Genomic DNA, 22,909 nt, shown 5'->3' on the forward strand with positions numbered 1-22,909 from the left:
GCTAGGCACTCGCGACCAGCAACTCGGCCTCAGCCAAGCGCTCATAGCTGCCCACATCCACCCAGCGGCCCGCGTAACACTCGCCACTGACTAAGCCCTGGGCCATGGCTTGGCGCAGCAACGGCGCCAACTTGAAGGCCCCAGGCTCGCAGCCGGCAAACAACTGCGGGCTGAGCACGGCAATGCCGCTGTAGGTCAGGCTCGGTTGCCCCTCCTCGGCATCAACCAGGCGGCCATCGGCCAGCAAGCTGAAATCTCCGTGCGGGTGGTGAGCAGGATTATCCAGCAGCACCAGATGCGCCAAGCCAGACAACGGCTGGCACAAATGGGCGAAGGGATAGTCGGTAAAAATATCGCCATTGACCAGAACAAAGGGCTCGCCACCCAGCAGCGGCAAGGCGCGCAATATTCCGCCGCCGGTCTCCAACGGCTCGCCCTCTGGGGAGTAAACGATGCTCAGCCCGAAGCGCGCGCCGTCGCCTAAATGCGCCTCGATTTGCGCCCCCAGCCAAGCGTGATTGATCACCACCTCGCGAATACCGGCGGCCGCCAAGGCGCGCAGGTGATATTCGATCAAAGGCACGCCGGCTACCGGCACCAAAGGCTTGGGCGTGTGCAGGGTCAGCGGGCGCAAGCGCTCGCCTTTACCAGCGGCGAGAATCATCGCCTTCATGCGGGCAAATCCACGGCTGGCAAGCTCGCCAGCAGCTCACGCAACTCGGCTAACTGTGGCCGGCGGGCCAGCACCGCATCTATATAGGCAAAGAAACGCGGCACATCGCCGAGGTATTTAGGCTTGCCGTCGCGATAGCAGATGCGCGCGAAAATCCCGATCACCTTCAGATGGCGCTGCACGCCCATCAGATCGCTGGCGCACAAAAAATCCTCCAACAGCGGCTGCAGCGGAACCTGCGTATCCAGCGCTTGACGCCAGTAACCTTCCAGCCAATCGCGCACCTGGTCCTCTGGCCAGCTCAAGAAGGCATCTTTAAACAGGCAGGTGACGTCATAGGTGACCGGACCGTAGACCGCATCCTGAAAATCCAGCACGCCAGGATTGGGGCTGCTGTCCATCAGGTTGCGCGGCATAAAGTCGCGATGCACCAACACCTGCGGCTGTGCCAGCGCGCTATCCACCAGCAATGTACAGATACGCTGCCAGGCAGCCAGCTGCTGGTCGCTCAGGGTCAGCTTCAGGTGCTCGCGCAGATACCAATCGGGGAACAGCTGCAGTTCACGCTGCAATAACGCCGCGTCATACACCGGCAAACCATCGGTCAGCGGCAATTGCTGAAATTTCAGCAGCGCCTGCACCGCATCGGCAAATAAAGCCTCGGCATTGCCGGGGTTAATTACCTCCAGATAGGTTTGCCGGCCCAGATCGGGCAGCAGCAAGAAGCCGCGTTCGAGGTCGGCCGCCAGGATCTGCGGCACATGCACGCCAGCGCTGGCCAGCAACTCGGCAACTTTTACAAAGGGCCGGCAATCCTCTTGGGGTGGCGGCGCGTCCATCACTATTAACGTGCGTCCGGCGCCCTCCCAGCGGAAATAACGACGGAAACTGGCATCGCTGCTGGCCGCAGTCAGACTGGCTACAGGCACCGCGCCCCAGTCCTCGCGGGCAAACAAGGGCGGCAATTGTTGCTCAAGCCAGTGGCACAGCTGTTCTAAACGTAGATCTTCAACAGGCATTACAAGGGTCTCCGACGGCGCTAGCCGTTATGCGGGTCATGCTTTATTATCCAGCATCTTTTTCAACCCATCGAGAGGCATGCGGCCCCCGCAGCCCGATGGCGTGCAGGAAGCCCGGATAACAAGATGGCAGTAAAGTCCCCAGTATTCCGCAAAAAATTTCCCCTGTTAATGACCGGCAGCTTGCTGGTCGTGCAGCCTTTGGTCTTGCAACCGGTGTTGGCTGGCGAGCAATTTGACTGCCAGGCCTCGGCCTCCGGCGGTTGGGCCTGCGCGCCGAAAGCCAGCCAGGCGGTCTTGCCGCCACGGCCGGTGCATAGCGATACGGCGATTAGCGCCGTGGCGCCGGGCACCGCGGTCAGTGCCGAAGGTGCCGCGAGCAGCGCGCAGCCGACAGCCAAGCTGGTGACCGAGAGCAATGGCAAAGGCCTGAGTTCACGCAGCGCCGACTATAGCCATCTCGACTGGGTACCGCGCGACAAGCTCACCGCCGCCCAGCTGGCTGAAGCCGGCCCGTACTGCGCCGGCGCTTACATTGAGCCGTTGCGTCCGGGCATCAACGACGAAACGCCACTCAACGACGCACCTATGTTCGTCTCGGCCAAAGCCTCGCGCTATGAGCAAGAGCAACAGGTCGCCACTTTGGCTGGCAACGTGGTGCTACGCCAAGCCGGCCTGCAAATCGAAGCCGACGAAGCCAGTTTGCATCAGGCAGAAAACCGCGGTGAATTGGTCGGCAATGTTCGTTTGCGCGACAAAGGTGCCCTGGTGGTCGGCGACCGCGCCGAACTGCAACTGGACAACGGCGAAGCGAAAATCGATAACGCCGAATACGTCCTGCATAAAGGCCACATCCGCGGCAGTGCCTTGCATGCCAAGCGTCAAGAAGACGCGGTGATCCGCCTGAAAGACGGCACCTATACCCGCTGCGAACCGGGCAGCAATGCTTGGCAGCTGAAGGGCAATAACGTCAAGCTCGACCCCAATACCGGTTTCGGCAGCGCCACTAACGCTACCTTGCGGATCAAAGACATACCGGTGTTCTACACCCCGTATATCTACTTCCCCATCGACGATCGCCGCCAGTCAGGCTTCCTCGCGCCGAGCATCAGCTCGTCCAGCGATAACGGCATGACCCTGCTAACGCCGTACTACTTCAACTTGGCGCCCAACTACGACGCCACGCTCTATCCGACCTATATGGCCGATCGCGGCTTGCTGATGGAAGGCGAAGGTCGCTACCTGACCAAGAGCAGCGAAGGTCAGATCGGCGCCGCCTACCTCAACGATGAAAACGACGACCGCAAACTGCAGTCCGAGTACAAAGAACAACGCTGGCTGTACAGCTGGCAACACAAGGGCGGGCTGGATTCGCGCCTGCTGGCTGAGGTCGATTACACCGACATCAGCGACCCGTACTACTTCCAGGACCTCAGCACCGGCTTGGGGATTAACACCCCAAGCTTCGTCAACCAACAGGGTGCACTGACCTGGCGCGGCGACGACTTCACCGCACGCCTGAACGCCCAGACTTACGCCCTGGCGACCATTACCGACATCACCCCCTACAGCCGTCTGCCGCAGATCAGCCTGGATGGCATCGTACCGGTCGAGGCTGGCGGCCTGCAGCTGACCTATGCCACTGAGCTCGCGCGCTTTGATCGCGACCTGCGCAAAGGCAACTACACCGACGAGAATGGCGTTTCAACCACGCCTTGGCCGGACCAAAACATCAGTGGCATTGCCCGCGCCAATGGCGACCGGACTTATCTACAACCGGGCGTCAGCCTGCCAATGGATTGGACCCAAGGCTTTATCAAGCCGTCCGTCAAGTACAGCTACACCGATTACGACCTGAGTCTGGACAGCATTGGCAAGAGCCAGGTGGCCTCATTCAATGACGCACCGGATCGCGCTGTACCTATTTACAGCGTCGACAGCGGCCTGTATTTCGACCGCGACACCCAGCTGTTCGGCAAAGACTATCGCCAGACCCTGGAGCCACGGCTGTACTACCTTTATGTACCAGAGAAAGACCAGACCGACATCCCGATCTTCGACAGTGGCGAGAGTCGCTTCAATTACTCCTCGCTGTTTCGCGACAACCGCTTCAGCGGCCGTGATCGCATCGGCGACGAAAATAAACTGTCCCTAGGCGTAACCAACCGCTGGATAGAGCCGAACGGCTTCGAGCGGCAAACCTTTAGCGCCGGCAAAGCCGCTTACTTTGCCGACCGCAAAGTGCAGATGCCAGGCATCGACTACCAGACCCGTGAAGACGCGCAGTCATCGACCTCACCCTATGCACTGGAATACCTCTATCGCTTTAACCGCGACTGGCGCCTGTCGTCTGACCTCAACTACGACGACAACACCCACAGCACCCGCTCCGGCAGCGCCATGTTCCACTACCAGCCAGAAAACAACCCCAACAAGGTGGTTAACCTCGGCTACCGCTACAGCAATGACACCGTGGTCTACAACTCCGACACTGGCCAATGGCAGCAGGGCGGCAACTACACCGACCCGGTGACCGGCGAGGTAATCAAGGATTACTACAAGATCAGTCAACATGATTTTTCCACCATCTGGCCGCTGGTGCCGCAGTGGAATGCCATTGCCCGCTGGCAGTTCGACTACAACCAGAACCGCACCCTCGAAGCCTTCGGTGGCTTTGAATACGACAGTTGCTGCTGGAAGTTGCGCCTGATCAACCGTTACTGGGTCGCCAATGACGAGGTCAGCCTCTCGCCAAGCCAGAACGAACAAGCCGATCACGGGATCTTCCTGCAAATAATCCTCAAAGGTCTTGGCGGCGTTGTCGGCAACAAGACAGAGTCTTTCCTCGACCAAGGCATTCAAGGTTATCGTGAACGTGAAGATCAAGCTTTCTGATTGTCTGCGCCCACTACTGCTGGGCGCAGTGTTTCTCGGCACTACGGCGCAGGCCGAAGTACAGCAAATCAACCGCGTAGTGGCGATCGTCGATACTGACGTGGTGATGCAAAGCCAGCTCGATCAGCGCGTGCGCGAGGTTCAGCAAACTATCGCTAAACGTGGCGACACCCTGCCGCCTGAGCATGTGCTCGATCAACAGGTGCTGGAGCGCCTGATCATCGAGAACATCCAGCTGCAAATGGGTGATCGCTCGGGCATCCGCATCACCGACGAAGAACTCAACCAAGCCGTCGGCACCATTGCCCAGCGCAACAATATGACCCTCGAGCAGTTCCGTACCGCCCTTGAGCGCGACGGCCTGTCCTATGAGGACGCGCGCGAACAGATCCGCCGCGAGATGGTCATCAGCCGGGTGCGCCAACGCCGCGTGGCCGAACGCATCCAGGTCAGCGATCAGGAAATCGCCAACTTTCTCACCTCTGAAAACGGCAAGTTGCAGCTGTCGGTCGAGTATCACCTGGCCAATATTCAGGTGCGCGTAACCGATGGCGCCTCGTCCAGCGAGATTCAGGCCGCCGAGCGTCGCGCCAAAGAGCTTTACCAACAACTGCAACAAGGCGCCGATTTTGCCCAGCTGGCGATTGCCAGCTCGGCCAGTGACACCGCCCTCGAAGGTGGCGACATGGGCTGGCGTAAAGCCGCACAATTGCCTGCCCCCTTCGACGCCATGATTGGCGCCATGACAGCCGGCGAAGTCAGCCAGCCGATCCGCACCCCCGGCGGTTTTGTACTGGTTAAGTTGCTAGCAAAACGCGGCGGCGACAATCAGGTGCGCGACGAAGTCCATGTGCGGCACATCCTGATCAAACCCAGCGAAATTCGCAGCGAAGAAGAAACCAAGCGCCTGGCCGAACGCATTTATGATCGCGTAATTGCCAGTGAAGACTTCAGCGAATTGGCGAAAGACTTCTCCGAAGATCCAGGCACCGCACTGAATGGCGGCGACCTCAACTGGATCGATCCGAGCGCCTTGGTGCCGGAGTTCCGCGCGGTGATGGCCAAGACCGAAAGCGGCGAGACTTCCAAACCGTTCAAAACCAGCTACGGCTGGCACGTACTGCAGGTGATCGGCCGCCGTGCCACTGACGGCAGTGAGGAGTTTCGCAAACAGCAGGCCCTCAACGTACTGCGCAACCGCAAGTACGAAGAGGAGCTGCAAAGCTGGTTACGGCAAATCCGTGACGAGGCTTACGTAGAAACCAAGCTGTGAAGCCAGTGCTTTTCGCCCTGACTCCAGGCGAGCCCGCCGGTATAGGTCCAGACCTGTGCCTGCTGCTCGCCGCACAGCCACAACCGCAACCGCAACCCCTGATTGCCATTGCCAGCCTCGAACTACTGGCAGCCCGCGCCAGCCAGCTCAAGCTTAGCGTGCAGTTATTACCGGTCAGCCCGGACGCTTGGCCCACCCTGCCAGCGCCCGCCGGCAGCCTGTATGTCTGGGATACGCCGTTGCAGGCACCGGTAACCGCCGGCCAACTCGATCCAGCCAACGCTGCCTACGTGCTCGAAACCCTGGAGCGCGCCGCCCACGGCTGCGTCAACGGCGACTTTGCCGCCATGATCACCGCTCCGGTACACAAGGGCGTGATCAATCAAGCCGGTATTGCCTTCTCTGGACACACCGAGTTTCTGGCCGACCTGACCCACACCGAGCAAGTGGTAATGATGCTCGCCACCCACGGCCTGCGTGTGGCCTTGGTGACTACACACCTGCCGCTGCGTGCAGTGGCGGATGCCATCACGGATGAGCGCCTGGCGCGGGTTAGCCGGATTCTGCATGCAGATCTGATCAACAAATTCGGCATAGCCCAGCCACGCATTTTGGTTTGCGGCCTTAATCCCCACGCCGGTGAAGGCGGTCATATGGGCCGCGAAGAACTGGATATCATCGAGCCCTGCCTGGCCCGCCTGCGCAGCGAAGGCCTCAATCTGATCGGCCCGCTGCCGGCCGACACCCTGTTCACCCCCAAATACCTCGAACACTGCGATGCGGTGCTGGCGATGTACCACGACCAAGGTCTGCCAGTCCTTAAATACAAGGGTTTCGGCGCGGCGGTGAACATCACCCTGGGTCTGCCAATCATCCGCACCTCGGTCGACCACGGCACAGCGCTGGACTTGGCCGGCTCCGGCAAGATCGACACCGGCAGCCTGCGCGTCGCCCTCGAAACGGCCTATCAGATGGCCAGCAGCCGCGCGTAACGCGCACAAGCGACAGCAATTGCGCGGACAAATTTAGCCGCGCCGGCTTTCGCTGTTAAACTCCCCGGTCTTTGCATTGCGCTTTAAGCTGGTCGCTTGAAGCTTGGAGCTGTTGTCATGTCCGAGAACAACCAACACCGGGCGCGCAAGCGTTTCGGCCAGAATTTCCTGCATGACGCCGGCGTGATTCATCGCATCATGCGCGCCATCCACGCCCTGCCCGGCGAGCGTTTGCTGGAGATCGGTCCAGGCCAAGGCGCGCTCACCGGCGACTTGCTCAGCAGCGGCGCGCAACTGGATGTGATCGAGATCGACCGCGATCTGGTGGCAATGTTGAACCATCAGTTTGCCAGCAACCCGGCGTTTCACATGAATCAGGGTGATGCGCTGAAGTTCGACTTCAACAGCCTCAACCCAGCGCCACGCAGTCTGCGGGTGGTCGGCAACCTGCCGTACAACATCTCCACCCCGCTGATTTTTCACCTGCTGGCCAACGCCGGTGTAATCCGCGACATGCACTTTATGCTGCAAAAAGAAGTGGTCGAACGCCTGGCTGCCACCCCAGGTGGCGGCGATTGGGGGCGCCTATCGATCATGGTGCAGTACCACTGCCGGGTGGAGCACTTGTTCAATGTCGGCCCAGGCTCGTTTAACCCGCCGCCGAAAGTCGATTCGGCCATAGTGCGGTTAACCCCGCATGACGTACTGCCCTGCCCGGCCAAGGATCATCGCCTGCTTGAGCGCGTGGTGCGCGAGGCCTTTAACCAACGCCGAAAAACCCTGCGCAATACCCTCAAAGCCCTGCTCAGCAGCACCGAGATTGAAGCCTGCGGCGTCGACGGCAGCCTGCGCCCGGAGCAGCTCGACCTGGCCGCCTTCGTGCGCCTGGCCGACCAGCTGAGCCAACAAGCCAGTCAGCAGACAAGCGCCAGCTAAGCCCCTAGACTGAAACACTGGCCACCGCCAAATCGCAGCAAACCAGTCAGCTTAAGTGCTGGCTGAGTTGCGCCGGTAATGGCGCGGCGCGCTGTCGGTTACGGCCAACCCCAGAAGAGCGATTGCCCATGTCCGACCCTCGTTATCAAGTAGATGTCAGTGTCACTACCCAGTTTCTGGCCGAGCAATCGTTACCAGAGCAAAACCGCTTTGCCTTTTCCTACACAGTCACCATCCGCAATAACGGCCAATTGCCGGCCAAGTTAGTCAGTCGGCACTGGGTGATTACCGATGGTGATGGACGCGTGCAAGAGGTGCGCGGGCCGGGGGTAATAGGTCAACAGCCACTGATCGCCGCTGGCCAACAGCACACTTACAGCAGCGGCACCGTGCTGACCACCCGAGTCGGTAATATGCAGGGCAGCTTTCAAATGCTGGCCGATGACGGCAAACGCTTCGACGCCATGATCGCGCCCTTTCGCCTGGCCATGCCGGGCGCGTTGCACTAATGACTGCTTATGCCGTCGGCGACCTGCAAGGTTGCCTGCAGCCGCTGCAATGCCTGCTGCAAGAAGTCGCGTTTGACCCCGCTAAAGATCAGCTGTGGCTGGTCGGTGATCTGGTCAACCGTGGCCCACAGTCACTGGAAACCCTGCGTTTTCTGTATGCCATGCGCGACTCGCTGGTCTGTGTCTTGGGCAATCACGACCTGCATCTGCTGGCCGTGGCGCAGAACATCGAGCGGCTGAAAAAAGCCGACACCCTGCAAGAAATCCTCGACGCTCCTGATCGCGACGATTTGCTCGATTGGCTACGCCGGCAAAAGTTGCTGCACTACGACGCCGAGCGCGACTGCGTACTGGTGCATGCCGGCATCCCGCCGCAATGGACATTGGCCAAAGCCCTCAAGCGCGCCGCCGAAGTCGAGGCCGCCCTGCAAGATGATCTGCGCCTGCCACTGTTTCTCGACGGTATGTATGGCAATCAGCCGACCCTCTGGGATAAAGACCTGCAGGGGGTTACGCGCCTGCGGGTGATCACCAACTATTTCACCCGCATGCGCTTTTGCACCGCCGAGGGCGACCTTGACCTGAAAAGCAAAGAAGGGCTCGGCAGCGCCCCGCCGGGTTTTGCCCCCTGGTTTAGCTATGGCGCGCGCAAAACCCGGCAGCATAAAATCGTCTTTGGTCATTGGGCTGCGCTCGAAGGCCAGTGCAGCGAGCCAAACTTATTTGCCCTCGACACCGGCTGCGTCTGGGGCGGCAGCATGACCCTGCTCAACCTCGACAGCGGCGCGAAGCATCAGTGCCAGTGCGCCGCCGCACTGCCAATCGAGGCCGCATTTACACCCATTGCAGCGCCCGCAGACAACGCCCGCCCAGATTAAGAGGACCCGCCATGAGCGAATTCAAACGTATTGCCGCCGCCCAAGCGCAAACCTTGCGCGAACAGGGCGCGGCCGTGGTCGACATCCGTGACCCCGACAGTTTTGCCCGCGTGCACATCAGCGGCTCGCAGCACCTGGACAACCACTCACTGCACGATTTTATCCGCGCCGCCGATCTCGATCAGCCCTTGCTGGTGGTCTGTTACCACGGCAACTCCAGCCAGAGCGCCGCCGCTTACCTGGTCAGCCAGGGATTTGCCGAGGTGTACAGCCTCGATGGCGGCATCGAAGCCTGGCAAGCCAGCTTCCCGGCTGAAGTCAGTCAAAACCTGCCGACATAAAAAAACTTATTCGCCTTAACCCGCGCCAGCCCTAGGCTGGCGCGGCCGCTTGTGGCTTGCCGAGCCCAGCGCAGCCATCCGCGACCTTGACCTTGCCGATTCCGAACTATCCTTAAGCACAAGCCGTGCGCAACTTGCTTGCAGCGCCATTCGCTGCGCGGCCATTGCTAAGAATCTTTTGGTGTCTCGGGGGATTTTCGTCAGGTGCGTGCCTGTCACTGCACGACTGATCCCATGCCGACTCCGAGCAACAGCGAGGTGACGTCATGACAATTTTCAGCCACTTTCAACAACGCTTCGAAGCGACCCGCCAAGAAGAGTATTCGCTGCAAGAGTATCTCGAGCTGTGCAAGCAGGATCGCAGCACCTATGCCACCGCCGCCGAGCGCTTATTGCTGGCAATTGGCGAGCCGCAACTGGTGGACACCTCGCACAACTCGCGACTGTCGCGGATCTTCTCCAACCGAGTGATTCGCCGCTACCCAGCCTTTGTTGATTTCCATGGCATGGAGGAGTGCATCGACCAGATCGTCTCCTACTTTCGCCATGCGGCCCAAGGTCTAGAAGAAAAGAAACAAATTCTCTACCTCCTCGGCCCGGTCGGCGGCGGCAAGTCATCGCTGGCAGAAAAACTCAAACAACTGATGGAGAAGGTGCCCTTCTACGCCATCAAGGGCTCGCCAGTATTCGAGTCGCCGTTAGGGCTGTTCAACCCCACCGAAGACGGCGCCATTTTAGAAGAAGACTTCGGCATCCCGCGGCGCTACCTGAGCACGGTGATCTCACCTTGGGCCACCAAGCGTCTGAGCGAATTCGGCGGCGACATCAGTCAGTTCCGGGTGGTCAAACTCTACCCCTCGATCCTCAATCAAATCGCCATCGCCAAGACCGAGCCAGGCGATGAGAACAATCAAGACATCTCGGCGCTGGTCGGCAAGGTCGATATTCGCAAGCTCGAAGAGTTTCCGCAAAACGACGCCGATGCCTACAGTTACTCTGGCGCTCTGTGCCGGGCCAACCAAGGATTGATGGAATTTGTTGAGATGTTCAAGGCACCGATCAAGGTGCTGCATCCGCTACTGACCGCCACCCAGGAAGGCAACTACAACAGCACCGAGGGCTTGGGCGGCTTGCCCTTTAGCGGCATCCTGCTGGCCCACTCCAACGAGTCGGAGTGGCACACCTTTCGTAACAACAAGAACAACGAAGCCTTTATCGACCGTATCTACATCGTCAAGGTGCCCTACTGCCTGCGCGTCAGCGACGAGATCAAAATCTACGACAAACTGCTGGTTAACAGCTCCCTGGCCAAGGCCCACTGCGCGCCCGACACCTTAAAAATGCTCGCCCAGTTCACCGTCTTGTCACGGCTGAAAGAGCCAGAAAACTCCAACGTATTCTCGAAAATGCGCGTCTACGACGGCGAAAACCTGAAAGACACCGACCCCAAAGCCAAGTCGATGCAGGAGTACCGCGATAGCGCCGGCGTCGATGAAGGCATGAACGGCCTGTCGACTCGCTTCGCCTTCAAGATTTTGTCGAAAGTGTTCAACTTCGACCCCCAAGAGATCGCCGCCAACCCGGTGCACCTGCTCTACGTGCTGGAGCAGCAGATCGAGCAAGAACAGTTCCCCGCCGAAACCCGCGAACGTTACCTGCGCTACCTGAAGGAATATCTGGCGCCGCGCTATATCGAGTTTATTGGCAAGGAAATCCAGACTGCGTACCTCGAGTCCTACAGCGAGTACGGCCAGAACATCTTTGATCGCTACGTGCTGTACGCCGACTTCTGGATTCAGGACCAGGAATACCGAGACCCGGAAACCGGCGAAATCCTCAACCGGGTAGCCCTTAACGAGGAGCTGGAAAAGATCGAGAAACCGGCCGGCATCAGCAACCCAAAAGATTTCCGCAACGAGATCGTCAACTTCGTGCTGCGCGCCCGTTCCAACAACAACGGCAAGAATCCAACCTGGCTGAGCTACGAAAAACTGCGGGTGGTGATCGAGAAGAAAATGTTCTCCAACACCGAAGACCTGCTACCGGTCATCAGCTTCAACGCCAAAGCCAGCAAAGAGGACCAACAGAAACACAACGACTTTGTCACCCGCATGGTCGAGCGTGGTTATACCGACAAGCAGGTGCGGCTGCTGTCTGAGTGGTATTTGCGGGTCAGAAAATCGCAGTAAGCCGCGCCCCGTGCGCAGCTTACTGCGCGTGTCGCATGGCCTTGGCCGCAGCCTGTAGCCATGCCCACTGACTCGAGGCCGTTGCGCAGCTGTTGCAGCGGTTCTAAGGAGCGCCCATGAGCCAAGTGATCGACCGCCGTTTAAACGGCAAGAACAAGAGCACGGTGAACCGCCAGCGATTTTTGCGGCGCTACCGTGAGCACATCAAAAAAGCCGTGGAAGACGCCGTCAGTCGCCGCTCCATTACCGATATGGAGCACGGCGAACAAATCAGTATTCCCGGTCGCGACATCGGCGAACCGACCCTGCATCACGGCTCCGGTGGGCGGCAGAGCACCGTACATCCGGGTAACAAACAGTTCACCACTGGCGAACATATCCCCCGGCCCAGTGGTGGCGGCGCCGGCAAAGGCGCCGGCAAGGCCAGTAACACCGGCGAAGGCATGGATGAGTTCGTGTTTCAGATCACTCAAGAGGAATTCCTTAACTTTATGTTTGAGGACCTCGAGCTGCCCAACCTGGTCAAGCGCCACCTGACCGGCAGTGAAACCTTCAAAGTGGTGCGCGCCGGCATCAGCAACGATGGCAATCCGTCACGCATTAATATCGTCCGCACCCTGCGCTCCGCCCACGCCCGGCGCATCGCCCTGTCGGGCAGCAGCCGCGCCAAGCTACGCGAGGCCCAAACCGAACTGGAGCGGCTGTTACGGGAAGAGCCAGACAATTTCACTGATATTAAAGCCGCTGAAATCGCCATCGCCGCGCTACAGGCGCGAATCAAACGCGTGCCCTTCCTGGACACCTTCGACCTCAAATACAACCTGCTGACCAAGCAGCCCAATCCCAGCTCAAAAGCGGTGATGTTCTGCCTGATGGACGTGTCCGGCTCCATGACCCAGGCCACCAAGGACATCGCCAAACGCTTCTTCATCCTCCTGTACCTGTTTCTCAAGCGCAATTACGACAAGATCGAGGTGGTGTTTATCCGCCATCACACCAGCGCCCGCGAGGTCGACGAGGAGGAGTTTTTCTATTCCCGCGAAACTGGCGGCACCATTGTGTCCAGCGCCCTCAAGCTGATGCAGGAAATCATGGCCGCGCGCTACGCGGTCAACGAATGGAATATTTACGCCGCCCAGGCCTCGGATGGTGATAACTGGAACGACGATTCGCCGCTGTGTCGCGAGATTCTGCTCAAGCAGATCATGCCGTTTATGCAGTACTTCACCTACGTCGAGATCACCCCGCGCGAGCATCAAGCCCTGTGGGTTGAATACGAGCAGGTGCGTGAGGCCTTTGCCGACTCCTTTGCGCAACAACAGCTGGGTTCGGCCGGCGATATTTACCCGGTATTTCGTGAACTGTTTCAACGCAGGCTAAGCACATGAGCACACACCCTCGCGCCCACGGCGACAAAAAACGCCAGCCCCTGTCCACCAGCTCCGAATGGACCTTTGAGCTGATCCGCAGCTATGACCACGAGATTGCCCGCCTCGCCGCACGCTATGCGCTAGACACCTACCCCAACCAGATCGAGGTGATTACCGCCGAACAAATGATGGACGCCTACGCCTCGGTGGGCATGCCGCTGAACTACCAGCACTGGTCCTATGGCAAGCACTTCCTCAGCACCGAGCGCTCGTACAGCCGCGGTCAAATGGGCCTGGCCTACGAAATAGTGATCAACTCCGACCCCTGCATCGCCTATTTGATGGAGGAAAACACCATGTGCATGCAGGCCCTGGTGATTGCCCATGCCTGCTATGGCCACAACAGTTTTTTTAAGGGCAACTACCTGTTTCGCACCTGGACCGACGCCAGTTCGATCATCGACTACCTGCTATTCGCCAAGCAGTACATCAGCCAATGCGAGGAGCGCCACGGCATCGATGCTGTCGAGGAGCTGCTCGACTCCTGCCACGCGCTGATGAACTACGGCGTTGACCGCTACAAGCGCCCCAGCCCGATTTCCGCCGAAGAGGAGCGGCGCCGGCAAACCGAGCGCGAAGACCATCTGCAAAAGCAGATCAATGACCTGTGGCGCACCATTCCCAAAGGCACCGGCAAAGGCGACGACAAAAACAGCGGGCGCTTCCCCAGCGAACCGCAGGAAAACATCCTGTACTTTCTGGAAAAACACGCACCGCTGTTGGAGCCGTGGCAGCGCGAGGTGGTGCGCATCGTGCGCAAAGTCTCGCAATATTTCTATCCGCAGCGCCAAACCCAAGTGATGAACGAGGGCTGGGCCTGTTTCTGGCACTACACCCTAATGAACGACCTGTATGACGAGGGGCTGGTCACCGATGGTTTTATGATCGAATTCCTGCAATACCACACCAGCGTGATTTTTCAGCCAAGCTTTGACAGCCCGCACTACAGCGGCATCAACCCCTACACCCTGGGCTTTGCCATGTACCGCGACATCCGCCGCATCTGCGAGGCACCGACCGAGGAGGACAAACACTGGTTCCCGGATATCGCCGGCAGTGATTGGCTGGCCACCTTAAAATTCGCCATGCAAAGCTTTAAAGATGAAAGTTTTATCCTGCAGTACCTGTCGCCCAAGCTGATCCGCGATCTACGGCTGTTCAGCATCCTCGATGACGACCAACAGGACAGCCTGCTGGTGCCTTCGATTCACGACGAACCAGGTTATCGCCAGATCCGCGAGACCCTGGCCGCGCAGTACAACCTCGGTGATCGTGAGCCGAACATCCAGATCTGGAGCGTTGACCGCCGTGGCGACCGCTCCATGACCCTGCGCCACCAGCAGCACCAGCGCAAACCCTTGGGCGACTCCACCGAGGAGGTGCTCAAACACCTGCACCGGCTCTGGGGTTTTGACCTGCACCTGGAAAGCCGCCAAGGCGAGCTGCTGGTCAGCACCTTGCATATCCCGGCGCACAGCGACGATGACAGCGAGCAGTCGCGGCTTGAGCTAAGCATGCCGCCCATTTGATCGGTAGACCACTGAGCGTGGCGCGACGAGCATAAGCGCAGCCACCGAGAGTTTTATGTGTATGCGCGTGTTTCCCGTATTACTGATTTGCCTGGCACTGGCGACCTGCTCAAGCAACATCCTGCGACCTGAAATTACCACCCTGGCCTCAGCCGAGCTGCAAGGCCACCGGCGCGTGCAGTTGCACCCATTGCCGGCGCCAAGCCCTGATGAATCAGGGGCCGTGCCAAATATCGCCAGGCTCACCCCCATGCTGCGCGAGGGCCTGAGCCTGCGCGGCTACAGCGAGGACGCCAGTGCCGAGTTACGCGCTTACTACTGGCTCGACCTGCATGTCATCCCGATTGACGTCGAGGTCGACCAAGCCCCACCCGCGCCGCTTGGCCCCTATCAAAGCGTGCACCGCCTGCGCGATGAAAACGCCACCCTGCACCTGCGCCTGAGCAATGCCCAGAGCCGTGTGCTCTGGGAAGGCCAGATCGACAGCAGCCTAAGCCCCTCCTGGGACAGCGACCAGCAACTGCAAAAAGCCTGGGACGCGCTACTGCAACAACTGCCCATGGCCCACTAACTAGGCCACAGGCGTTATGCTGTGGCCTAGTTAGTGGAGGGTTTTGCATGCAAATTTATAAAGTAGGCGGCGCGGTGCGTGACCGCCTGCTCGGCCGCCCGGTGAGCGATATTGACTGGCTAGTGGTCGGCGCCACGGTAGAGCAAATGCTCGAACTGGGCTATCGCCCGGTCGGCGATGACTTTCCGGTGTTTCTGCATCCACACACCGGCGAGGAATACGCCCTCGCCCGCACCGAACGCAAATCCGGGCAGGGCTATGGCGGCTTTACCTTCCATGCCAGCCCAGAGGTCAGCATTGAGGAGGATCTCATCCGCCGTGACCTGACCATCAACGCCATGGCCGAAGACACCCTGGGACAGCTGTTTGACCCCTACGGCGGACAACACGACCTGGCCGCCCGGCTGCTTCGACATATATCCCCAGCCTTTGCCGAAGATCCGCTGCGGGTCTTGCGCGTCGCCCGTTTCGCCGCCCGCTATGCACCGTTGGGCTTTAGCGTCGCCGCCGAAACCCTGGCATTGATGCGCCAACTGAGCGATTCCGGCGAGCTGCAGGCACTCACCGCCGAACGCAGCTGGAAGGAAATCTCCCGCGCCTTGCTCGAGCCGCGCCCCGACATTTTTATCCAGGTGCTGCGCGACTGCGGCGCCTTGGCCAGTTTGCTGCCCGAGGTCAACGCACTGTTCGGCGTGCCGCAAACCGCCACTCACCACCCCGAAATCGACACCGGCGTACACCTGCTGATGGTGCTGCAACAGTGCGCCCTGCATGACCAACCCTTAACCGTGCGCTGGGCCTGCTTGCTGCATGATCTGGGCAAGGGCACCACCTTGGCCTGCGAATGGCCACGGCATATTGCCCATGAAGTACGCGGTTTAAAGCTGATTCGCGCGGTCAACGCCCGCTGCAAAGCGCCGAAAGATTGCCAAGAACTGGCGCTACTGGTCGGCGAGTACCACACCCACGGCCACCGCGCCCTCGAACTCAAAGCCAGCACCCTGTTTGAGTTGCTGCAGCGTTTTGACGTCTACCGCCGGCCACAACGTTTCGAAGAGTTCCTCCAGGCCTGCGAGATGGACGCCCGTGGCCGCCTCGGGTTCGAACAGCGCGACTACCCGCAAGCCGCCTACCTGCGGGCCGCCATGCACGCAGCCCGCGCGGTGGCCGTACAGCCACTGCTGGAGCAGGGGCTAACCGGCGCAGAGTTGGGCGAGGCGCTGAATCGAGCGCGCTTGCAAGCACTCACGCAGTTCCGTCAGAGTCAACGTCAGGCCCAAGCTAACGCCACCCACTAGGGTCTGTTGCCATTTCATTCACGGCCGCGCCGGAGCCTGCTTTTGCGCGAGGCAAGGCACGAGGAGCGCGATTTGGTTGTTCCAAATGAGCGACGAGAAACGCCGCCTCGCGCAAAAACAGGCCCGGCCCTTCGGGTTGCGCGAGAAATGGCCCCCGCTGTTGTTGCAGGACTTGGCAAGGGAATACCATTACCTACGTCCTGCGCCTAACCGGGGGCCATTTCTCGCGGCAACGCGGCTCGCGATGAAACGGCAACAGACCCTAATACACACGGACTCTTGATGACTGCCGAGACGCGCATCCCTAATCGCCCACTGCTGACCGAGCTTGAGGGGCTAACCCCGAGTCTGGTGCTCAAGCTCACCCCGCCGCGCCTGCGCAAGAGCCTGCTAACCCGGGAGCGTTTGAGCAAGCTGCGCGCCAGCGCCGAGGATGCGGCCGTGATCTTGCTCGAAGCCCCGGCCGGCTACGGCAAGACCTCGCTATTGGCGCAGTGGCGACTCGACTGGTTGCACGCCGGCGCCGTGGTCACCTGGTTTGATCTGGACAGCAACGACAGCATCACCAGCCTTGGCAGCGGCATAGTCGAGGGACTGCGCCGCGCCAGCGGCCAAGCCAACTTCGGTCACGATGCCCGCGAGGCACTGCTGCGCGGCAGTGGTTTGGCGCAGGCGGCGACCACTTTGCTGGCCGAGATTGCCGAAACCGCCCACCCGACAGTGATCATCCTCGACAACGGTGAACGCATCAACGATCCCGCCCTGATCGAACTGTGCGACTACCTGCTGCACAATCTGCCGGCCAATTTGCAGATCGTGATCGGCTCGCGCAGTCGTCTGCCACTGGCCATTAACGATTTAGTCGCGCACGGCAATTTACGCCGGGTCAGCGCCAAACAACTGCAGTTCGACCTCAACGAAACCCACAGTTTGCTCAACCAGCGGTTCGCCGAAAAAGCCAGCCTCGGCCTGGCGGCGCGCCTGCATGAACTCACCGAGGGCTGGCCGCTGGGCCTGCAACTGGCGGTGACAGCCATGGAGCAGGCCAGCGACCCCGAGCAGGCCTTGCAACATTTCTCGCACTCCGGCGATGAAACCACCCAGCAATTGCTGGCCGGCTTCCTCGCTCATTTAGCCCCTGGCCTGGCCGATTTCCTGCTGCGCTGCGCCCTGCTCGATGCGCTTCACCCCGAGCTGTGCGCGGCCATCAGCGAGCAGCCCAATGCGGCCGCGCTACTCGAACAACTGCGCAGCGAAAGCGCCCTGCTCAGCAGCGTCGACAACAGCCAATGGCTACGCCTGCACCCGCTGATTCGCGAATACCTGCGCAGCCAGGCGGCCCAGCAATTACCAGTCGCCGAGCAGCAGGCCATTCACCGCCGCGCCTGGCAGTGGCTGGCGGCCCACGACAATCCCGAAGAAGCCGCCCGCCATGCGCTGGCAGCGGGCCACAAACACGAAGCCTTCGCGCTGATTGCCGACAACCTCTACGACAGCTGCATGAAAGAGGGCCACTACGGCACAGTAGCGGACTGGCTGGCACGCCTGCCGGCCGCAGAGATCTTCCAGCACCCGGCGCTGCGTCTAACCGCCGGTTGGCAAGCGGCACTGAGCGGCGACTGGCAGCGCGCCGAGCACTTTGTCGGCAGCCTGGTCGAACCACCGTGCACGCCCCCTGAGTTGTATTGCGAGGCGCTGGCGATTCTGGCCGTGGCCAACTCCCGCGCCGAACGCCTCGACGCCGCGCGGCGCTATAGCGAGGCCTTCCCCGGCGACGCGCCAGACTCCCTGGCCGCCCGCAGCATGGTGCATATCAAGGCGTTTACCGCGCTATTTCGCGGCGCCAGCGAAGAGGCCCGACACTTGCTGCTGAGCATCCAGGGCGAGCACGGTTACTTCGCCCAAAGCGTTTTCCATGACCGCAGCCTCGGTCATATCTACCTCTGGGAAGGCCGCCCAGTGCTGGCCGAAGCCGCCGTGCGGCGCCGCTATAGCGAATGTGAAGCCCGCGCCGGACGGCGCAACGAGCTGACCATGACCCTCGCGGCGGTGCTCGCCAGTGCCTGCTGGGAACGTGACCAGCGCAGCGAGGCGCGCACCTTACTGGCCGCGCGCTTTGACCTGAGCGGGCGCAGCGGCGAGCTGATGTGGAGCGAGCGCAGTTACCTGACCCAAGCCCGCATCGCCGCCGCCGACGGTTGCGAGCCGCGGGCCTTTGCCCTGCTGGAAGCCTTGACCGCTGTCGGCGCCAGCCAAGGGATTCTCAGCACCCATTTACTCGGCCTGCTGGAGCGCATTCGCCTGCATGCCACCCGCCAACGCAGCGGCCAATGTGCGGCCCTGCTCGCCGACCTGGAAGCGCTGTTCGACCAGGCCGCGCCGCTCACCGCGCAGAGCCTGCATCCGCTGCTGCAGCTGTACCGCGCCCTGGCCCACAGCTACACGGCGCTGAGCGCCGAGCAGAACCCCGAGGCCAGTCGCTGGCTGAGCGAGGCCTGGCCGTTGGCGCAGCAGCTTAATCGCGGGCGGGAGATGGTGCAGATCCTGGCCTTGCAGGCACTGGTCAGTGAACGGGCGGGCGAGTCGCCCAACTCCTTATTGAATACCGCTCTCGGCCACGCCGAATCCGGTGGTCAGGTGCGGGTATTTGCCGACACCCTGCCGGCCATTGTCGAACTGATCGCCCGCAGCGCCGCTGCCGGCGGGCTTAACGCCAGCATCAGCCCAGGCTTTGTGCAGCGGGTGCTCGCGGCGGCTCAAACCTCCTTGGCCGAACCCGCCAACCCCGCCAGCCTTGCACCCGCAACGGCAGCCAGCGCGTTTCTGACCCCCAAAGAAACTGAGGTCTTGCAACTGCTGGCCGCCGGGCTACCGAACAAGCGAATAGCCTCAACTCTGGGACTCAGCAACGAAACCATCAAATGGCACATGAAAAAGCTGTTTACCAAGCTGAATGCCGGTAACCGCCAGCATGCGGTCGATCGCGCCCGACTGCTCGGCCTGCTCAATTGAACAGCAACCCCACACCCCACCCACCCCTGCCCACCCCTTGCGGGTGATGGCCGCCGGCAGCGCCAGCCCATAACCTTCTCCCATCGCCTCGACACTCCAAGAGGCAAGGAGAAATATCATGCGTGCACCCCGTAACTTACACATTCTGGCCATCTCTTCCGGCCTCACCGACCACCAGGTCGTAGAGCTTTGGGCGCAAGCCCGCGAGCAAGCCGGCAACCGCAGCCACCCACGCTACGACCGCCAGACACACAAAGTGATGATGCAGCTGATCGAAGCCAAGGCCACCGAGGACGTGCCTTTCAACTTAGTGCCCTGGGTGTTGTTTGATCTGCATGTGGGCCTATTGATTGTCCGCGCCCGCCTGGCGATTGAAAGCATCGGCGAGCAGGTACGGCATTTTGCGACCGAGTTGCGCAGCAAGCACACGGCCTGAGCCGAAACTGAGCGGCCAACTCGTCGCATGATTTAACTTGCTGGCGTAAAGGCGTCCAGCAGCGGCGCGGGGGTCAGTTGCTGACCCCGCCAGACAAATGCCACCGGCCACAACTGCTGCGCAATCTGCGCCGTCTGCCAGAGTTCGGCGAAACTGCGCTGCACGCCGGGATGCAACAGTTGCGGCGCGTGCAGCGCCAGCGGCCAGAGCACGAAGGCGTTTTTAAGGATCTCGCCGCGCGGCAAGATCAACCCATCAAAGTTACCGACTTGCTGGCCATACAGCAGCACATCGATATCCAGCGGCAAGCCTTGGCGATTCGGCGCATAGCGGCCATTGTCGGCCTCGATACACTTCAAGCGGTGATCCAGCTCGGCCAGAGGCAGGCCGGTATAGGCCGACACCACCAGATTGAAAAACCGGCCGCTTTTGATCCCCACCGGCAGGCTCTCAAACACCGGCGAGCACTCCAGCGGCCCGAGCAACTCGGCCAGCGCGTCGAGCCCCGCGCACAGGTGCGCCTCGCGCTCGATATTGCTACCGAGGCCTAGAAACACCTGGGTCAGAGACATCCGCGCTCAATCTCCACGCCCACACCGGTGGCCGCAGACACGGCGCCGGGCTTGGTCAATTTCAGTCGCAGCCAGGGGATTTGGAACTCACTCATCAACAGCGCGGCGAGGCGCTCGGCAAAGGTCTCAACCAAGATGAACGTCGACGCGCTGGCAAACGCCTGAATCCGCGCCGACACCTGTGCGTAGTCCAGTGCCTTGGTCAAATCATCGGTGGCGGCGGCCGGGCGATTATCCCAACCAAAACTCAGGTCGAGCCGCAGGCATTGGCGAATTTCCCGCTCCCAGTCATAGGCACCGATCACCGTATCGACCTCTAAGCCTTCAATAAACACTCTGTCCAAACTCGCTTCTCCAGCGCGACCCACAGTCAGCGCAACAGTTTGCCTGTGCACCTGCGCCACTGCACAGGACAAGGACGCAATGCGCCGTTAGAATCGAGGCTCAACCGCCCCGGAATGGAAACCATGTTTTGGCTACTGGCGATCCTCGCCTACCTGCTTGGCTCATTGTCCTTCGCCATCCTGCTCAGCCGTTCGGCCGGAGGTCCAGACCCGCGTGCCAGCGGCTCCGGCAACCCCGGCGCGACTAACATGCTGCGCGTCGCCGGGAAAAAACTCGCCATCCTCACCCTGCTCGGCGACCTGCTCAAAGGCCTGCTGCCGGTACTGGTGGCGGCTGCCTGGCAGTTCAACATCCAACAACAAGCCTGGATAGGTTTAGCCGCGGTGATCGGGCATATGTACCCACTGTACTTTCGTTTTCACGGCGGTAAAGGCGTAGCCACTGCCGCCGGCATGTTACTCGGGCTCTATCCGCCCGCCGCCTTACTGGCTGTCGCCGCCTGGCTGCTCAGTTTCAAATTGACCCGTATCAGTTCGCTCGCCGCCCTGATCGCCACGCCGCTGACGCTACCCTTGCTGGCTTGGCAACAACCCGGCGCCTTACTGCCCATGAGCGCCCTGTGCGGCCTGGTGGTGTGGCGCCACAGAAGCAATTTACGCGACCTGTTCGCCGGGCGCGAACGGCAATTTTAACCGGCCGTTGAAAAACTACTGCGCTCGGCCAGGCGACACGCTACCCATCCAATTTGAATCCGCTTCACAGCGGCAATAATTGCTCCATCGGCCAGCGTGCCTGCACACCTATTGCCGGGCCATCATGCTGCCCAGCCAACAGCCGCTGACAGCCGGCATAGGCAATCATGGCGCCGTTATCGGTGCAAAAGCGTGGCCGCGCATAGAACACCTGACCATTAAATTCGCCGAGCATTTTCTCCAAGCCTTGGCGCAGCGCCGTGTTGGCGCTCACCCCGCCGGCAATCACCAAGTTCTTTAAGCCGGTTAATTTCAGCGCCCGCCGACACTTGATGGTCAGCGTATCCACCACCGCCTGCTGAAAGGCCAGGCAGATATCGCGGCGGGTCTGCTCATCGCTGGCATCGCCTTTTTGCTCCTGCTGCCAGGTATTCAAGGCAAAGGTTTTCAGCCCGCTAAAGCTAAATTCCAAACCCGGCCGGGTGGTCATCGGCCGCGGGAACACAAAGCGGTTCGGCTGGCCATGCTCGGCCAAACGGGCGATCTCCGGGCCACCGGGATAGACCAAACCGAGCATTTTCGCGGTCTTATCGAAGGCTTCGCCGGCGGCGTCATCCAGCGACTCGCCAAGCAACTGGTAACGGCCGATGCCATCGACACGCACCAACTGGGTATGGCCACCGGAAACCAGCAAGGCCACGAACGGAAACTGCGGCGGCTGCTCTTCCAGCATCGGCGCCAACAGATGGCCTTCCATGTGGTGCACGCCGAGCGCCGGGATATCCCAGGCAAACGCCAGTGCCTGGGCACAGGAGGCGCCAACCAGCAAGGCACCGACCAAGCCGGGGCCTGCGGTATAGGCGATGGCATCGATCTGCTTAGCGGTGCACTGCGCCTCGCTCAGCACCTCGCGGATCAACGGCAGCATGCGCTTAACGTGATCACGCGAGGCCAACTCGGGCACCACGCCACCGTAAGCACGGTGTAAATCGATCTGGCTAAATAACGCATCCGCCAGCAAGCCACGCTCGCTGTCGTACAGGGCTACGCCGGTTTCATCGCAGGAAGTCTCTAAGCCCAGCACGAGCATGGGTTTGCGCCTTATCAGATGGGCAAATTTGCAGGCGCGCATAATAAGCGCCGTCTGGGAGCCTGTCGAACTTAGAGCGCCAGGCACCTGCGCACCGACCAGCGCTTTTCGATCAGAGGCTTTGCATTCCTAACGCCGAGGGGTTACCATCCGCAGCCCTTAAAAACCGCGTTCTTCAGTGCTTACTGCCAGGAGAGCGTTCACCACCGGTAAATAGTGAAGGTAAGCC

The 22,909-nt window shown here is 60.6% G+C and carries 20 protein-coding genes; 15 read left to right on the top strand and 5 right to left on the bottom strand.

Going from position 1 to position 22,909, the window contains the following annotated elements:
• Position 1 precedes the first annotated feature (1 nt).
• Both murU and Q8R10_RS05455 read right to left on the bottom strand, forming a co-directional pair.
• On the bottom strand, positions 2–673 hold the full coding sequence (murU, locus tag Q8R10_RS05450) for an N-acetylmuramate alpha-1-phosphate uridylyltransferase MurU (protein WP_305651753.1): 672 nt from the start codon (positions 671–673) through the stop codon (positions 2–4).
• Positions 670–1,692 (bottom strand): aminoglycoside phosphotransferase family protein, encoded by a 1,023-nt coding sequence (locus Q8R10_RS05455; protein ID WP_305651755.1) that lies wholly within the window; start codon positions 1,690–1,692, stop codon positions 670–672. The genes murU and Q8R10_RS05455 overlap by 4 nt, the downstream gene beginning before the upstream one ends.
• A 126-nt stretch (positions 1,693–1,818) precedes the next feature.
• Between Q8R10_RS05455 and Q8R10_RS05460 the strand changes: the two genes are divergently transcribed.
• The 14 genes from Q8R10_RS05460 to Q8R10_RS05525 all read left to right on the top strand — a co-directional run bounded on the left by Q8R10_RS05460 (position 1,819) and on the right by Q8R10_RS05525 (position 19,981).
• Positions 1,819–4,587: an LPS-assembly protein LptD gene (locus Q8R10_RS05460; protein WP_305651757.1), complete on the top strand. Its 2,769-nt coding sequence runs from the start codon at positions 1,819–1,821 to the stop codon at positions 4,585–4,587.
• Entirely contained in the window at positions 4,562–5,860 is a 1,299-nt protein-coding gene (locus tag Q8R10_RS05465) for a peptidylprolyl isomerase (protein ID WP_305651759.1), read from the top strand. Before Q8R10_RS05460 ends, Q8R10_RS05465 begins: the two co-directional genes overlap by 26 nt.
• Positions 5,857–6,852, top strand: coding sequence for a 4-hydroxythreonine-4-phosphate dehydrogenase PdxA (gene pdxA / locus Q8R10_RS05470; RefSeq protein WP_305651761.1), 996 nt, complete (start codon positions 5,857–5,859; stop codon positions 6,850–6,852). The genes Q8R10_RS05465 and pdxA overlap by 4 nt, the downstream gene beginning before the upstream one ends.
• A gap of 117 nt (positions 6,853–6,969) precedes the next feature.
• On the top strand, positions 6,970–7,788 hold the full coding sequence (rsmA, locus tag Q8R10_RS05475) for a 16S rRNA (adenine(1518)-N(6)/adenine(1519)-N(6))-dimethyltransferase RsmA (protein WP_305651763.1): 819 nt from the start codon (positions 6,970–6,972) through the stop codon (positions 7,786–7,788).
• Positions 7,789–7,916: 128 nt separating this feature from the next.
• On the top strand, positions 7,917–8,297 hold the full coding sequence (apaG, locus tag Q8R10_RS05480) for a Co2+/Mg2+ efflux protein ApaG (RefSeq protein WP_305651765.1): 381 nt from the start codon (positions 7,917–7,919) through the stop codon (positions 8,295–8,297).
• Positions 8,297–9,175, top strand: a complete 879-nt coding sequence (locus tag Q8R10_RS05485; RefSeq protein ID WP_305651767.1) for a symmetrical bis(5'-nucleosyl)-tetraphosphatase — start codon at positions 8,297–8,299, stop codon at positions 9,173–9,175. The genes apaG and Q8R10_RS05485 overlap by 1 nt, the downstream gene beginning before the upstream one ends.
• An 11-nt stretch (positions 9,176–9,186) precedes the next feature.
• The gene (gene glpE / locus Q8R10_RS05490; RefSeq protein WP_305651769.1) at positions 9,187–9,516 is read left to right on the top strand and encodes a thiosulfate sulfurtransferase GlpE; all 330 of its coding nucleotides are present in this window, start codon (positions 9,187–9,189) and stop codon (positions 9,514–9,516) included.
• Between the two features lie 266 nt (positions 9,517–9,782).
• Positions 9,783–11,705: a PrkA family serine protein kinase gene (locus Q8R10_RS05495; protein ID WP_305651770.1), complete on the top strand. Its 1,923-nt coding sequence runs from the start codon at positions 9,783–9,785 to the stop codon at positions 11,703–11,705.
• 116 nt (positions 11,706–11,821) lie between these two features.
• On the top strand, positions 11,822–13,093 hold the full coding sequence (locus tag Q8R10_RS05500; RefSeq protein ID WP_305651771.1) for a YeaH/YhbH family protein: 1,272 nt from the start codon (positions 11,822–11,824) through the stop codon (positions 13,091–13,093).
• Positions 13,090–14,664: a SpoVR family protein gene (locus Q8R10_RS05505; protein WP_305651772.1), complete on the top strand. Its 1,575-nt coding sequence runs from the start codon at positions 13,090–13,092 to the stop codon at positions 14,662–14,664. Before Q8R10_RS05500 ends, Q8R10_RS05505 begins: the two co-directional genes overlap by 4 nt.
• 61 nt (positions 14,665–14,725) lie before the next feature.
• Entirely contained in the window at positions 14,726–15,235 is a 510-nt protein-coding gene (locus Q8R10_RS05510) for a hypothetical protein (RefSeq protein WP_305651774.1), read from the top strand.
• Positions 15,236–15,282: 47 nt separating this feature from the next.
• Positions 15,283–16,533: a multifunctional CCA addition/repair protein gene (locus Q8R10_RS05515; protein ID WP_305651776.1), complete on the top strand. Its 1,251-nt coding sequence runs from the start codon at positions 15,283–15,285 to the stop codon at positions 16,531–16,533.
• A 282-nt stretch (positions 16,534–16,815) separates the two neighbouring features.
• Entirely contained in the window at positions 16,816–19,545 is a 2,730-nt protein-coding gene (locus Q8R10_RS05520) for a LuxR C-terminal-related transcriptional regulator (RefSeq protein WP_305651778.1), read from the top strand.
• A 118-nt stretch (positions 19,546–19,663) separates the two neighbouring features.
• Positions 19,664–19,981 (top strand): hypothetical protein, encoded by a 318-nt coding sequence (locus Q8R10_RS05525; protein ID WP_305651780.1) that lies wholly within the window; start codon positions 19,664–19,666, stop codon positions 19,979–19,981.
• Positions 19,982–20,013: 32 nt separating this feature from the next.
• Here the strand turns inward: Q8R10_RS05525 and folK are convergent, their stop codons facing one another.
• The gene (gene folK, locus Q8R10_RS05530) at positions 20,014–20,553 is read right to left on the bottom strand and encodes a 2-amino-4-hydroxy-6-hydroxymethyldihydropteridine diphosphokinase (RefSeq protein WP_305651781.1); all 540 of its coding nucleotides are present in this window, start codon (positions 20,551–20,553) and stop codon (positions 20,014–20,016) included.
• Complete coding sequence (gene folB, locus Q8R10_RS05535) at positions 20,544–20,897, bottom strand: dihydroneopterin aldolase (RefSeq protein WP_305651783.1); 354 nt, start codon at positions 20,895–20,897, stop codon at positions 20,544–20,546. Before folB ends, folK begins: the two co-directional genes overlap by 10 nt.
• 123 nt (positions 20,898–21,020) lie before the next feature.
• Between folB and plsY the strand changes: the two genes are divergently transcribed.
• Positions 21,021–21,590 (top strand): glycerol-3-phosphate 1-O-acyltransferase PlsY, encoded by a 570-nt coding sequence (gene plsY / locus Q8R10_RS05540; RefSeq protein WP_305651784.1) that lies wholly within the window; start codon positions 21,021–21,023, stop codon positions 21,588–21,590.
• A 64-nt stretch (positions 21,591–21,654) separates the two neighbouring features.
• On the opposite strand, the gene tsaD is transcribed toward plsY, so the two are convergent.
• Complete coding sequence (gene tsaD, locus Q8R10_RS05545) at positions 21,655–22,680, bottom strand: tRNA (adenosine(37)-N6)-threonylcarbamoyltransferase complex transferase subunit TsaD (protein ID WP_305651785.1); 1,026 nt, start codon at positions 22,678–22,680, stop codon at positions 21,655–21,657.
• Positions 22,681–22,909: the final 229 nt, after the last annotated feature.

The organism is Pseudomonas sp., from assembly GCF_030698175.1.
Classification (GTDB): domain Bacteria; phylum Pseudomonadota; class Gammaproteobacteria; order Pseudomonadales; family Pseudomonadaceae; genus Aquipseudomonas.